The organism is Proteus sp. G4380 (genome assembly GCF_963885725.1).
Lineage (GTDB): Bacteria > Pseudomonadota > Gammaproteobacteria > Enterobacterales > Enterobacteriaceae > Proteus > Proteus mirabilis.
In genome coordinates, this window is record NZ_CAWPAV010000161.1 from 1 (window position 1) to 13194 (window position 13194).

The 13194-nt window shown below is 37.6% G+C and carries 17 protein-coding genes; all 17 read left to right on the plus strand.

What is annotated here, in order from left to right:
• The first annotated feature begins 349 nt into the window (after window positions 1-349).
• The 17 genes from AACU98_RS14545 (at window position 350) to AACU98_RS14625 (ending at window position 13144) form a co-directional block, all read left to right on the plus strand.
• Window positions 350-649, plus strand: a complete 300-nt coding sequence (locus AACU98_RS14545; RefSeq protein ID WP_004248367.1) for a phage holin, lambda family — start codon at window positions 350-352, stop codon at window positions 647-649.
• Window positions 650-651: 2 nt separating this feature from the next.
• The gene (locus AACU98_RS14550) at window positions 652-1056 is read left to right on the plus strand and encodes a hypothetical protein (protein ID WP_004243635.1); all 405 of its coding nucleotides are present in this window, start codon (window positions 652-654) and stop codon (window positions 1054-1056) included.
• The gene (locus tag AACU98_RS14555; protein ID WP_004243634.1) at window positions 1053-1502 is read left to right on the plus strand and encodes a lysis system i-spanin subunit Rz; all 450 of its coding nucleotides are present in this window, start codon (window positions 1053-1055) and stop codon (window positions 1500-1502) included. Before AACU98_RS14550 ends, AACU98_RS14555 begins: the two co-directional genes overlap by 4 nt.
• A gap of 36 nt (window positions 1503-1538) precedes the next feature.
• Entirely contained in the window at window positions 1539-2051 is a 513-nt protein-coding gene (locus tag AACU98_RS14560; RefSeq protein ID WP_004243633.1) for a phage gateway protein, read from the plus strand.
• A gap of 8 nt (window positions 2052-2059) precedes the next feature.
• Window positions 2060-3547, plus strand: a complete 1488-nt coding sequence (locus tag AACU98_RS14565; protein ID WP_161734998.1) for a DUF3383 domain-containing protein — start codon at window positions 2060-2062, stop codon at window positions 3545-3547.
• A gap of 10 nt (window positions 3548-3557) precedes the next feature.
• Window positions 3558-4010: a phage tail fiber protein gene (locus AACU98_RS14570; protein WP_004243628.1), complete on the plus strand. Its 453-nt coding sequence runs from the start codon at window positions 3558-3560 to the stop codon at window positions 4008-4010.
• Between the two features lie 59 nt (window positions 4011-4069).
• A complete protein-coding gene (locus AACU98_RS14575) occupies window positions 4070-4528 on the plus strand; it encodes a hypothetical protein (RefSeq protein ID WP_004243627.1) in 459 nt (152 codons plus the stop codon).
• Between the two features lie 82 nt (window positions 4529-4610).
• Entirely contained in the window at window positions 4611-6914 is a 2304-nt protein-coding gene (locus tag AACU98_RS14580; protein ID WP_049201140.1) for a hypothetical protein, read from the plus strand.
• A gap of 2 nt (window positions 6915-6916) precedes the next feature.
• A complete protein-coding gene (locus AACU98_RS14585) occupies window positions 6917-7405 on the plus strand; it encodes a phage baseplate protein (protein WP_161735001.1) in 489 nt (162 codons plus the stop codon).
• Window positions 7406-7417: 12 nt separating this feature from the next.
• On the plus strand, window positions 7418-7738 hold the full coding sequence (locus tag AACU98_RS14590) for a phage baseplate plug family protein (RefSeq protein ID WP_004243623.1): 321 nt from the start codon (window positions 7418-7420) through the stop codon (window positions 7736-7738).
• Window positions 7707-8519: a baseplate hub protein gene (locus AACU98_RS14595; RefSeq protein WP_004243622.1), complete on the plus strand. Its 813-nt coding sequence runs from the start codon at window positions 7707-7709 to the stop codon at window positions 8517-8519. Before AACU98_RS14590 ends, AACU98_RS14595 begins: the two co-directional genes overlap by 32 nt.
• A 2-nt stretch (window positions 8520-8521) precedes the next feature.
• Window positions 8522-9214: a Gp138 family membrane-puncturing spike protein gene (locus AACU98_RS14600; RefSeq protein ID WP_012368086.1), complete on the plus strand. Its 693-nt coding sequence runs from the start codon at window positions 8522-8524 to the stop codon at window positions 9212-9214.
• Window positions 9211-9555, plus strand: coding sequence for a hypothetical protein (locus tag AACU98_RS14605; RefSeq protein ID WP_004243617.1), 345 nt, complete (start codon window positions 9211-9213; stop codon window positions 9553-9555). Before AACU98_RS14600 ends, AACU98_RS14605 begins: the two co-directional genes overlap by 4 nt.
• On the plus strand, window positions 9548-10735 hold the full coding sequence (locus AACU98_RS14610; RefSeq protein WP_161735004.1) for a baseplate J/gp47 family protein: 1188 nt from the start codon (window positions 9548-9550) through the stop codon (window positions 10733-10735). Before AACU98_RS14605 ends, AACU98_RS14610 begins: the two co-directional genes overlap by 8 nt.
• Window positions 10732-11388 carry a DUF2612 domain-containing protein gene (locus AACU98_RS14615; protein WP_004243615.1) on the plus strand — a complete coding sequence of 219 codons (657 nt, stop codon included), beginning with the start codon at window positions 10732-10734 and terminating at the stop codon, window positions 11386-11388. The genes AACU98_RS14610 and AACU98_RS14615 overlap by 4 nt, the downstream gene beginning before the upstream one ends.
• A 5-nt stretch (window positions 11389-11393) precedes the next feature.
• Window positions 11394-12710, plus strand: coding sequence for a hypothetical protein (locus AACU98_RS14620; protein ID WP_237612226.1), 1317 nt, complete (start codon window positions 11394-11396; stop codon window positions 12708-12710).
• 11 nt (window positions 12711-12721) lie between these two features.
• The gene (locus AACU98_RS14625) at window positions 12722-13144 is read left to right on the plus strand and encodes a tail fiber assembly protein (protein WP_104459763.1); all 423 of its coding nucleotides are present in this window, start codon (window positions 12722-12724) and stop codon (window positions 13142-13144) included.
• Window positions 13145-13194 lie beyond the last annotated feature (50 nt).

Genomic DNA, 13194 nt, shown 5'->3' on the forward strand with positions numbered 1-13194 from the left:
AATATTGTTGACTTAAAGGAAAAATAAGCATACTATAACTCCACAGTGAGAGATTTGTATCTAACAAGCTCTCAGCAAAATCTAAGAAGCCTCACTTTTGAAGTGGGGCTTTTTTGTTTTCAATATTTATCACTATCACACTGACCATTATATAAGCTTGGCGAGTTAATCGATCTCACTGCCAATAGGTTTATGTTATGGCATTTTTTATACTACGCTTTTATCTACATCTATTAGATAAATAAAATCGTCAATATATTCATATTAGCCTTGTGATTAAAATTAGATATGAAGAATGAATATATTATTAATGACATTTCCTCTGATTGGAGGTAAGCCATAAGAAATAATGAAAGAAAATCCAGATCTATGGGAACAAATATGCATTGTTCTTTATTCAATGAAAGAGCAAGGTATATCAGCCTTACTCGCTGGGGGAATGGCTATTCTTCGAAGTTTATATAACGCAGGAGGATGGAAAAAAACTTTTTTAGATGGACTGATGTGTGCAATGTTTGCTTGGTTTATCAAAGATATTCTCCTTTTATTTAGTATTAATCATCAATTTGCTTACTTAGCCAGTGTCTTTATTGGTTATGTAGGCATTGAACCTGTAAGCAAACTTCTTATAAGGAAAAATAGGAGTTAAAAATGGCTAAAATAGCGCGGGGTGAACGTAATAATAACCCAGGTAATATACGCCATGGTGCAAAATGGCAAGGATTGGCAAGCACGCAAACAGATAAAGATTTTTGTCAATTTATTTCACCAGAATATGGCATCAGAGCAATTTATAAATTAATTCAAACCTATCAAAATAAATATGGTTTAAATACAATTAAATCTATTATTTATCGCTATGCACCACCTAATGAGAATAATACATTAGGTTATATTGAGCGCGTATCAAAAGAAATAGGGATTGAAAGTAATAAACCTATTGATACCCAAATAAAAAATGTTTGTATATCTTTATCTATAGCCATTATTAATATTGAACTGGGTTATCAACCCTATGCAAAAAAAGTATTTGAAGATGCTTGGTTGTTATTATGAACAATCTTACAAAAATCATAATAATCATTATGTTATGTTTAATTGCTGGACTTTTTTGGGTTATTGATAGAAATAAAATATTAAAACAAAAATATGTGAAAATTAATGAAACACTGACGCAACAGATTGTAGAAAACAAAAACTATCAATTAAGAATAAAGCAATTATATCAAATGGATACTCAACGTTTACAGGAGTTAGCCAGTGCCAAGAGCGAAATTGACCGGTTGCGTAGTTATGCTGAGCGTGATCCTGAGCGGGTGTACATCAGAGCCAGTTGTGCAACAAACGACGCCAATTCCACCTCCCGCGTGGATGATGCAACCCGCGCCAGACCTACTGACGCCGCTATCCGAAATTATTGGATACTCAGAGAAAGAATTGCTCAGTCAGAGTCCATCATCTTAGGTCTACAAGATTATATTCGCCAAGAGTGTATTAATTAAAGTGATTAAAAAGGAGTGTAAAATAAAGGAGATGAAATGAATGATAATGATATTAATAAAGCTATTCGAGAGCAATTAATAAAACAATTAATAAAAACAGATATCAATGCTGAAGTTATTACAGGATATCAACCGGAAGAAATCACGGATAATAATATTATTATGTTTTTTCCTATTAAGGAGGTGAGCCAAGGTTGGCAGAAAAGAAGTTATGATGTTCAAGGTAATAATGCCAATCACATTGAACAACAACTTGTTGAGTTAACTTATCAAGTTCAGAGCTTTACTAAAAAACAATCTGATTTTACTGCAGGTGATTTAATTAGAACAACGCGAATGATCATTCATTCGCTGCCTTTTATTGAATCAATGAGAAAAAAAGGAATAGGAATACAACGTGCGACAGAAATTAGGCGTGCGCCAATAATTAATGAAGGAAATAGCTATGAACATAATCCTTCATTTGATTTTAATGTCACTTTTCCCAGCTCGTTATCTCTAAACACTGCAGCTACACATTTACTTATATCTAATCTATCTCGTATTTAAGGATAAATATGTCTATTAAACAAACACGCTATGTTGATATTGCGAGTGCGGTGATTGGTGCCTCTACTGCACCAATGCGTAAACTGACCGCACGTATTTTTTCAACAAACCCTAAAATTCCAGCAGGGAAAGTACTCGAATTTACTTCTGGTCAAGTTGATGCGTTTTTGGGAGCTGATTCTCCAGAAGCGCAATTTGCCCGCCAATATTTTAGTTATGTGAGTCCGGCTCCCGTCAGCAAGCCTAAAGAGCTACAGATTGCCTCTTATGAGCCAATGGGACGAGCGCCAACACTCTTTGGTGGGCCGGTTGCCACACTGGATAAATTAAAGCTGATTGAAGAGGGTGAGTTAACGCTGGTGATTGGCGATGTGACCAAAAAAATCAGCAAGCTCTCTCTTCAAGACGTGACGTCCTATAGTGATATTGCATCTTTAATTCAAGCAAAACTCAATGCTGAAAGTGAGTCACAATTTGCCAGTTGTTATGTGACTTTTAATGCTATGGATAGTGCTTTCTTAATCAGCGGCGGTGTGCAAGAAAAAGCGCAGATTAGCGTCAACAACTCACCTCTTGCTGATGCCTTAGGGTTAAGTCAGGGACAAACTTCTGAGGGTAATGCATCACAGACTGCCCTTGAAGCCTTTATGGCTGCAGAAGCTATTTCTGACTCATTTGGTAGTGTAACATTTTTAACCGAACTATCTATTGAGCAAAGTGTTGAACTGGCTGAATACGTAGCAGGTGAAAATGTCAAATACCAACTTTATTTATCGGTGCCAGATCAACAAGCTGAAATGTACAGCAAGGCATTAATGAATACAGCATCGACAGGGTTGAATTTAAAAACCGAGGAAAACTTTTTTGTGCAAGCGTTGCCTATGGCAATTATGGCAGCAACAGATTTTGAGCGTACTAATGCCACCACCAATTACATGTATCGACAATTTGGTATTACATTCCCATCGCAAGTTACCACAGATATGGCGGCCGATCGCTTAGATAAATTGCGCGTGAACTATTATGGTGAAACGGCGGTATCTGGCTCTGAGATCAGCTTCTATCAACGTGGCTTTTTATGTGGTAATGGTGCTAATCCAGTAGATATGAGCGTACATGCCAATGAGCAATGGCTAAAAGCGTATATTGCACAGCAGTGGCTTAGTTTACTACTGTCAACGCGCGGTATTCCTGCGAATAAAGATGGTGAAGCAAGAGCGATGATGATCATTGCTGGTGCAGTAACAAAGGCATTAAACAATGGCACTATTCAAACGGGTAAGGCATTAACAGAAGTACAAAAAATCGCAATTACAGATGCGGCAGGTGATGATTTAGCGTGGCACGATGTACAAAACAAAGGTTATTGGTACAACGCTGAAATCGTTGAACAAACAGGGCCAGGGAATTTACCGGAATACACCATGAAATATGTATTGATTTACGGTAAAGGCGATTGGGTTCGTAAAGTTGAAGGCTCACATAATTTAGTTTAAGGAACAAACAATGAACGATATTTCAGCAACAGGCTTAAGCCTTATTATTCAAGCAAGTAAAACATTTCCAGCGGGTATTCCGATCACCACCTTTTCTGATGAAGGTGATCCTTTAGATTTACCGACAGTTAATATTACACAAACAGCGGTAGATATTAATGGTAATTTGGTCAGTTGGTCTTCACCAACACCTCAAACGGTCACCATTAATGTGTTAGCGGGAAGTGAAGAAGACGAAAATCTAGCTATTTTGTTTGATGCTAATACTGCAAGACGGGGACGACGTCCTGCCAGTGATGTGATTACTTTAGTCGCTTCTTATGGAGATGGCTCTATTACCACGGCACGTAATGGACGTATTACTGGCGGTTGCCGAGGTAATTCAGTCGCAGGGGTAGGACGCCTTAAATCTAAACAGTACACTTTTATTTTCCAAGATTTTGACCGTGTTAGAGCGCGTTAATTATTAATCTTACTTTTTATCATGGCGACTTCGGTCGCCTTTTTTTATGGAGTTTTTATATGTTGATTAAACCAAAAGAGATCACGGTGATTGATAGTGATCGTCAACAGCATACCTTTATTATTAGCCGGTTACCCGCCACAATTGGACGAGAGATCTTGGCTAAATACCCATTATCAAATGCCCCTAAAATCGGTGATTATGAAGTCAGTAAAGAGGCCATGTTAAAGATGATGGCGTATGTTGCTGTAGAAAAAGAAGGCCAAGAAATTTATTTAAAAACCAGTACATTAATTGATAATCACGTCCCTGATGGGGAAGCGTTAATTCGTCTTGAATTAGAAATGTTAAAGTACAACACCAGTTTTTTCGGCAACGGCGGGAGCCAAAATTTCCTTCAATACCTATTAGGCAAGCTCAGCGGTTCTCTCCCGTCGATTATAAAAACGCTGATGGCTTCTTTGCCGTCATCATCTCAGCCGGCTTCGCCTCTTTCACAGAACTCAAAACAACCATAGATTTAGAGGAAGCTTTTGATCTGTGGGAAATTGCGATTACCAATCGTTATAACGAGGCGCTAGCGGCGTCCAAGGAGAGATAATGTCGCTATTACCCGTATTTAGTCAGGTACTGACGTTAGACGCGGAGGTATCTGATAACGCATTAAATAATATCAGGAAATCGACCAACGAAATTCTTGAGGAAATGAAGAAAATAGAGCAGGGCGCATCAGCAGGTATTAATCGCTTTTTTGCCTTTGTTCAAGAAATAGCCACCAGTTTTAACGAATTATCACTGGAGCCTGAAATAAACCTTTCGGTGGACAACCAAGAAATTATTCAAGCCTCTGAAACTGTTGAAAATTCAATACAAAAAATCGTTAAAACGGCACTTAGTAGTACTCAAGAATTTGATACTTTTTTACAAAATATCTTAACGGGGCTGACGAGTTTATCGCTTGATGAGCCCATAAATATTGAAATAAATAGTGGTGAAACACAAGAGAAGATCCTTTCAATTACGTCAAGCATTGACGCTCTAAAAGATGCGATGTCAGTATTAAATTACACGAGAAATTTGCTTAGCAATGATGTGGATAGTGATGCAAGTCATCTTGCGAATTTAAATGCTGAATATCAGGCAATGGAAGATCAGCTTGCTTCATTAAATAATGAATTAACTTTATTAACTGAGGCAGAAAAGAAAAATAAAGAAAATAAATTAGTTATTGATGAGGTGATTAAAAATCTAGGTGCCGATTACGATCAATTTATCAGCACCATGCAAACCCAAGGTATTAAAGCGGCAATAGAAGAAGCTCAAGCTCAACGTCGATTAAGCAGTAGTGTTGATGAAACCGGGAAAAGTTATCAGCAAACCGTCGATAAAATGAAAGATTTTATCCTAAACGCCATAGGTGCAACGGATATTATGGGGACGTTACAAAAGGTATTTTCTGCGTCACTTGAACGTTCTCAAGAAATCGAATCATTAGATAAACTCAGTAAAAAAATGGGTATTGCGGCGATTGATATTGACGCTTTTTCAGGGGCGATGGCTGCAATTGGTGGCACGAAAGAAGCTGCTCAAGCGGATTTAGCCGCTATGGCAACTGCGTTTGATGATACGCAAGATCCCATAGAGCAGCTTTTACAGGTCGCTGATAACGTTAAAAATATGAGTTTTGATGATGCCCAAAAAGAGCTGGAAAAATTAGGTGTTGTTGATGATAAAACCATCGAATTAATGATGAAAGGGCGTCAAGAGCTAGAGCGTACGATGGGGGTACAAAAACAATTCTCAGGTATCAACGACGACAGTATTGAAAGTGCGATCCAACTCAATGCCACAATACATAAATTTAGTCAATTAGCGGCACAATTCAAAAATAACTTTTTAGATATGATTATTCCTACGCTGGCAAAAGGTATGGAATGGTTTGATAAATTAGTCGATTTTTGTGTGAAAAATAAAGATATTGTGATTAGCTTTTTCTCCGCCATCGGCGCCGCTGTTGCTATTTATTATTTACCCGTCATGATCTCTGCTGCCGCATCGACACTTGCCATGGCATTACCTATTATTGCTATTGCAACGGTGATTGGTTTATTAGGTGTCGCCTTTAAACTCGTCTATGACGATATTATGAATTTTATTAACGGTAACGATTCCATGATCGGCCGTATATTAGAAAAATACCCAGTATTAAAAAGTGTGATCATGACGATATGGCAGGCATGGCAATCATTCTTTGAATATTTAAAAGAGGCTGTCACTGTTGTTGCTGATTTTGTTATTGCTGCATGGGATCTAATATCTAACTCATTTAACCAATTTATACAGACTCTAGAAATAGGGATTAATAATCTTATTGCTTGGGGGCAATCCATTATTGATATCTTTATTTTTGTTTCTGATTCAGTGGTGAGCCTATTTGAATGGATGTGGGGCTGTGTTGAAAAGATATTGGATTTTGTCGATGAAAAAATCAACCTAATACAAGATATATGGCAATCAGCCAAAAGCTTTTTCGGTATGGACGACGAAGAAAAAGAAATTCGTGTGGTGCAAAAGGTAGAGCGGCGATTAACAAATGAGGGGGAGCTTGACTATATCTTGCCACAATCTCAAACAGCGACACGATATTATAGTCCTATGCAGGAGGTTAAATCGTTAAATAACGGATTAGCAATATCGTCAAATAACAGTTTAAACCCGATGACCAGTCAAATGATCAGTAATCAATCAAGCATTAAAAACGAAAGTAATGTGCAAATTGGTGAAATCAAAATTGAAACTCAAGCCACAAATGGTGCGGAGGTGGTTAAAGAAATCAAGAAATCTTATACAGAGCAAGAAGCTAAAAATATATCGCAGAATCACTCTAGTGGCTGGAGGGTGTAATTATGATAACGGAAGTTAGAATTTTTGATTTAGCCTCTTTTACCACATTGTTTGATAGTGTTAACCCAACTCAAGTCACCATAGACGATAGCCACCAAGCGATTACATTTACGGTAGAAAATGGGGAAAGCCGCAGTGACCATGTGGTGATCAACCCCATCAGTATCAGTATCAGCTTATTGTTAACGGGCGATATTGCCAATGCTTATGCCACTATAAAACAGTTATATGACGAAAATACGTTAGTGGGTATTCAAACACGTGTTAGTACCTATCAACCAATGCTATTAGAAAGTCTTAGCCATGATGAAGATCCGTCAAAAGTAGACGCTATTGAGTTAAAACTGAAGTTTATTGAATGGAAAAGCATTGAGCTTGAATACAATAAAAAATCAGCTAAATCGACTAAAAAACCTAAGCAATCCTCAACGATTAATCGAGGAAATGTGAAAAGTAAAAAATCCATGCCAATAGGAAAAAAACAGGGCTAGGAGGTAGAAAAAATGCAAGAAATACCATTACAAGCCATTCCTAATCAACGATTTTCTGTAGCAATAGCCGGTGTGAATTGGCAATTAACGCTTAAAGTGGCTAATCAAACCATGTTTTGTGATATCGAGCGAGAAGGTGAAATACTTATTACAGGAATGCGCCTTGTTGCTAATACACCGATAATTCCTTATCGCTATTTAAATCAGGGAATTAATTTAATGTTTTTAACAGAGCATGATGCATTACCTTGGTATGAGGAATTTACCAAGACGCAATCATTAGTGTATTGGAGTGAGGAAGATGGATCTTCGACGAATAAGGCTCGGAATTGAAGTCGGAGAACGGCTTCAATGGTATGAAGGATTACGTATTTCAGCCAGTGGAACAAAGTATGCCAATCCATTACAAAATGAATGTAATGTCACTATCTCAGGGCTAAATGCACAAACAAGAGATTATCTGCTGACAGAAACCAGTCCCTATAATAACAATAAGCAAACGCGACGACTCTATTTGGAGGTCGGCCGAGTTAATACCGGATTACTCTCTTTATTTATTGGCGATATTGTCAGTGCTGAAATAGATTCACCTCCTGATGTGACGTTAACTTTATCGGCAAAAACCAGTCATCAAAGCGCGGGAAAAATTATTTCTTCCAGTGGCGGCACAATGCGCAGGCTGAGTGAAATAGCCTTGGCTATTGCTGATGATTGTGGGGTGAAACTAGATTTTCAAGCTACCGATAAGAATATTGCTAATTGGTATTATTGTGGCTCAGCATTGCATCAAATAGAACGTTTACAGGAAGCTGGGGACGTTAAAGCCTTTATTGATGATGATACGTTATTTGTAAAAGATGACGACAAAGCACTAAAAAGCCGTTTGCGTATTTTAAATATGAATTCAGGCATGATTGGCATTCCCAAAGCGACAGAAAGTGGGTTAACCGTAAGTTACTTAATTGATAGCACCTCTGAGCTTGGTGGAATGCTTCGCCTTGAGAGTAAATTAAACCCTTCATTAAATGGTGATTACATCATTGAGCAATTGGCGTTTAGTGTTGCCTCACATGAGGCTGATTTCAACTATACCGCAATTTGTAAACGAGCTTAATTATGAGTAAACCCAATAACGATATTGCGAGTGTTGGTTCACTGGCAGGGGCTTTCTCGTCCGCATTTCGCCATTTGATGATGAATACGGATGATATGTTGCCCGCAACAGTCATTGATTATGATGAAAAAAGCAATCGAGCCGTGATCAAACCACTGGTGATGATGTTAACCACGGATAATCAAACTATTTCACGAGCACCTGTTGCAAATATTCCCGTATTTCGCTTTGGTGGCGGAGGTTTTTTTATTAGAGCACCGATTAAAGCGGGAGATTTTGGTTGGTTAAAAGCTAATGATCGTGATATTAGCCTTATTTTTCAACGCGGTGGTCTAGAGGATAGACCTAATACCACCCGATTACATACCTTTAGTGATGCGATGTTTTTTCCTGACACCTTAAAAGGTTGGGTGATCGACGGAAAAAATATTGATGCTTTGGTTATTCAGTCAATGGATGGTTCTGTCTGCTTTTCTCTTCATAACGATAAAGTTGTACTAGAAACCCCCAAGTATGAAATCAATGCCCCAGAAACGATATTTACCGGCAATGTCACAGTAAATGGTAATTATGCGGTAAATGGAAATAGTGATTCTCAAGGGGGCGTGATGCGTCACAACGGGAAAGATATCGGTTCAACCCATCGCCATAGTGGCGTACAAGCAGGCAAAGATAACACAGGGAGTCCAATATGAGGACATTTGCTATAAACCAGCATAATGATCTGGTCATTGATGCTAAAGGTGATCTGCAAATTTGTGATAACGATGAAGCAGTAAAAAACCTTTGTCAGCATTTTATTAAAGCGGTTCGTGGTGAGATGTTGCATAAAAAAGATAAAGGTATTCCTTATTGGTCAGCAACATTTAGCCGTCAAGTTGATATTCCTTTATTTGAAATGGCTTTTCGACAACGTCTGGCTGAAATCGAGGAAGTTGTAGCTATCAGCCATTTTAATGCCTTTTTAGATAATGGCGTACTGAAATATCAGGCGGATATACGCACGATATATGGAGGATTTACATTACATGGCTGATTATCGATATATTAATAATAAAGGCGTTATTGTTCCTGATACGGCAGCGCTACGAAAGGAGGTAGAAGACGAATTTCGCACTGTCTTTGGGCAATCAATCAATTTATCGCCAGAAACGCCCCAAGGGGTTTTGGCAACAATGGAAATTGAAAATCGCGATGCCATTGTGCGTAATAATGCCGAACTTGCTAATCAAATTAATCCCGATATTGCTGGGGGGATTTTTCTTGATGCAATATGGGCGTTAATGGGAGGAGAGCGTATTAATGCCACACACTCCTATTTAAGTAATGTGGAATTTATGGGAGTGCCCGGCACCATTATCCCTAAAGGTTCACAAGCTCTAACGATAAATGGCGCAGTATTTGAAACATTAACCTCTCTTATTATCGCAGACACTGGAAAAATAACTGGGGATATGCGCGCTAAAGAGTACGGGCCTATCACTTGTGGTATTGGGCAATTAAATAAAGTGGCAAGTTCGGTATTAGGCTGGGAAAAAGTCAATAATACCACGTACGCTATTATTGGCCGTTATGCAGAATCTGATATTAAAGCCAGGCGTCGGCGTAAACAGACTCTCGCTAAAAATACCATCAGTGTTGCCCAAGCTATTACATCGTCCCTCTATGAATTAGCCGGGGTTAACTCTCTCTCTTTTCGAGAAAATTTCACTGATAAAACATTAACTATCGATGGTATTTCCTTATTGCCACATAGCATTTATGTCTGTGTTGAAGGGGGAGACAGCCATGAAATTGCCAATGTTTTATTAAGAACGAAAACAATAGGTGCGGCGTTTAATGGTGATATTGAAATAAATCTCTTAGAGCCAGCAAGTGGTCAAGCATATCCGATTAAATTTTCACGACCAAAAGAAGTGACGATTTTTTGCAAAGTTACCGTTAAAAAATCCTCTTTTGATGCACAAACCATTATTCCTGATGCACTAGAAAAATGGAGTCATGGAGAGATAGAGGGGGATAATGGGCTGGTGGTAGGGCGAGATGTCTCTCCTTTTGAGATTTCCGCTGCCGTCAATGCTGTGGAGCCACATTTATTTGTCACAAAAGTTGAGTTATCAACAGATGGAAAAAATTGGCATGTAGCATTAATTCCCATTGCCATTAATCAAATTGCCCGCTTACCTAAAGGGGCGATACAAGTGGTGATGGTATGAATATTCAACAGTTTGATTATCATTCCGATCTTTTACAAGCGATACTTTGGCAATATGAAAATGCCGATAAATTAAAATCACTGGCTCATTTTAAGGCAGACTATTTTCACCAATCCACCGTGTTATTTTGGCAAAATTGGTATCGCGATATATTTAATATTGATACCGCCAACGACTTTGGGTTAGCAGTCTGGGCGCGTATTTTAGATGTGCCTTTAGGCATTGATATTTCCCCAAGTGAGAAAACAAAAATAGGTTTTGGCTTTGGTAAAAAGAAAGCTAATTTTAACGCAAATTTTCGACGCAATACCGATTACACCTTATCACTGACGTTAGATCAAAAAAGAATGTTGATAAGAATGCGTTATTTCAATCTCACCCAAAGTCCGACGGTCACCAATATTAATCAATTTTTAAAACGTTTTTTCTGGCGGGGTGAAAGTAAAGTATTTGTACTCGATCCCTTTGATATGACGTATATGTATTACGTTTTTAATTTTAATCCAGATGAACGCTTACGTTTATTATTAGAAAACTTCGATTTAATGCCACGTCCTTCTGGCGTAGGCGTCAAATATCGCATCATAACTAAAAAAGCATTTGGTTATGGTTCATATCGTAAAAATTTCTTAAAGAGTAATTTCGGAGAATAAATCCTATGACTAAAATATTTAAAATCCCCTTTGCCACGCAAGGGGATAAAACAGTTGTGCCTGTAGAGATCCAAACAGATGGCTCAGTATCTTATACTCAAGGTTACGGTTATGATTATGAGCGTGACCAAGTCACTGATCCGGCGGCAAAAGATATTGAACGTGAAAAAATGAACAGCCTATTTCACGATATCACCGAGTCTATTGGTGAAATGCAATTACAAGGTTTTGCTAAATGGTCAGAAGCGGGCAAGCCCTATGCCATTCGTAGTGTGGTTTATCATAACAATAAGGTATGGCAGTCTAAAATTGAGAATAATAATATTGAGCCTATTGCCGGTAATGCATGGGCTGAGTTAAAAGCTGATATCACCGCGAATGAAGTGGGTGCTTATAACAAAGCCGAGGCTGATAAGCGTTTTCAGCCGGTGGGTAAATATCAAGCGGAAGGTTATAGTTATGCAAAAGCGGAATCTGATACTAAATATCAACCCAAAGGCAATTATGCTCCTGCGGGAAATTATGCGAATAAAGGCGATAGCTATACCAAAGCGGAGTCTGATGGGAAATATCAACCTAAAGGCAATTATCAAGCTTCAGGAGATTATGCCACCAATACCAATTTAAAAAATGAGCTTAATAAAAAATTTGATAAAGGTAATATTGCTCAAGCGACCGGAACCTCAACGGCTCATGTTATTAGCCAAAAAGCCGCTACTGATGCTTTTCAGCCAAAAGGGAATTATCAACCCAAAGGCAATTATGCATTAGTGGGTGCATCCTATACGAAAACGGAATCTGATAATAAATATCAACCTAAAGGCAATTATTTAGCATCAGGTTATAGTTATTCTAAATCAGAGTCAGATGGTAAATATCAGCCTAAGGGGAATTATGCAATAGTTGATGCATCCTATACTAAAACTGAATCTGATAATAAATATCAACTTAAAGGAAATTATGTACCTACAAGTCGAAAAATTAATGGAAAGCAACTAAATACAGATATTAAATTAACAGCAGAAGATATAGGAGCTTTAACTCAAGCTCAAGCTGATGCTAGATATTTAATAGCAAGTAGTAATGATGTATTAGGTATAGGTAAATATGTTTTTGCTAAGTGTCATAATAGACGTAACGATTTTAGAGATAATTATTCGGGTTCTGAGTTAGAGTTGGCTACGCTTTATGTTGACACTGATAGTCATAGAGTGTCAACCAGTGAGTTAGGAATAAAAAATAGAATTGGCGTTGGAACTTGGAAATTATTAGGACCTTCGTATGATAGATTATTTTGCTCATTATTTATTAGAGTAGCTTAAGGGGGAATAATATGTTGTTTATAGAGAATATTAAAAATATAACAGAAATATATAATATAGATAAGAAAAAATCAGTTGATTGCGAGGTGAAATTTCAATGTTTTGATGAGTATTTACCCTACACAGCATCAATTAATGATAGTGAAGAGTTGGGGCGAAATATTTATAGACTTTGCCTATCAGGCAAATATGGAAAAATATATCCTCCAAAATTACCAACTAGAGATGATGAAGTAGTTAATTTAAGAGAAAAAAGAAAAATATTATTATTAGAATCAAATGAAATAATAGAGCCTTTTAAAGATGCAAAGGAAGGTGGATATATAAATAAAGAAGATATTGATAAACTAGAAAGGTGGAAAAAGTATCGTTATCAACTAACTAAAGTCAATGTTGAAGATGAAAATTTAGAATGGCCATCAAAGCCTGAGTAATAATTGTCATATAGATAGAAAGCCACCTATTACCTCTCTGGTGGCTTTAA

Bases quoted from the DNA above. Each gene is read 5' to 3' on its own strand.
- AACU98_RS14620 (WP_237612226.1), top strand. From the start codon at position 11,394: ATGACTAAAATATTTAAAATCCCCTTTGCCACGCAAGGGGATAAAACA.
- AACU98_RS14590 (WP_004243623.1), top strand. From the start codon at position 7,418: ATGCAAGAAATACCATTACAAGCCATTCCTAATCAACGATTTTCTGTA.
- AACU98_RS14555 (WP_004243634.1), top strand. From the start codon at position 1,053: ATGAACAATCTTACAAAAATCATAATAATCATTATGTTATGTTTAATT.
- AACU98_RS14560 (WP_004243633.1), top strand. From the start codon at position 1,539: ATGAATGATAATGATATTAATAAAGCTATTCGAGAGCAATTAATAAAA.
- AACU98_RS14610 (WP_161735004.1), top strand. From the start codon at position 9,548: ATGGCTGATTATCGATATATTAATAATAAAGGCGTTATTGTTCCTGAT.
- AACU98_RS14550 (WP_004243635.1), top strand. From the start codon at position 652: ATGGCTAAAATAGCGCGGGGTGAACGTAATAATAACCCAGGTAATATA.
- AACU98_RS14545 (WP_004248367.1), top strand. From the start codon at position 350: ATGAAAGAAAATCCAGATCTATGGGAACAAATATGCATTGTTCTTTAT.
- AACU98_RS14625 (WP_104459763.1), top strand. From the start codon at position 12,722: ATGTTGTTTATAGAGAATATTAAAAATATAACAGAAATATATAATATA.
- AACU98_RS14580 (WP_049201140.1), top strand. From the start codon at position 4,611: ATGTCGCTATTACCCGTATTTAGTCAGGTACTGACGTTAGACGCGGAG.
- AACU98_RS14600 (WP_012368086.1), top strand. From the start codon at position 8,522: ATGAGTAAACCCAATAACGATATTGCGAGTGTTGGTTCACTGGCAGGG.
- AACU98_RS14585 (WP_161735001.1), top strand. From the start codon at position 6,917: ATGATAACGGAAGTTAGAATTTTTGATTTAGCCTCTTTTACCACATTG.
- AACU98_RS14565 (WP_161734998.1), top strand. From the start codon at position 2,060: ATGTCTATTAAACAAACACGCTATGTTGATATTGCGAGTGCGGTGATT.
- AACU98_RS14615 (WP_004243615.1), top strand. From the start codon at position 10,732: ATGAATATTCAACAGTTTGATTATCATTCCGATCTTTTACAAGCGATA.
- AACU98_RS14605 (WP_004243617.1), top strand. From the start codon at position 9,211: ATGAGGACATTTGCTATAAACCAGCATAATGATCTGGTCATTGATGCT.
- AACU98_RS14575 (WP_004243627.1), top strand. From the start codon at position 4,070: ATGTTGATTAAACCAAAAGAGATCACGGTGATTGATAGTGATCGTCAA.
- AACU98_RS14570 (WP_004243628.1), top strand. From the start codon at position 3,558: ATGAACGATATTTCAGCAACAGGCTTAAGCCTTATTATTCAAGCAAGT.
- AACU98_RS14595 (WP_004243622.1), top strand. From the start codon at position 7,707: ATGGATCTTCGACGAATAAGGCTCGGAATTGAAGTCGGAGAACGGCTT.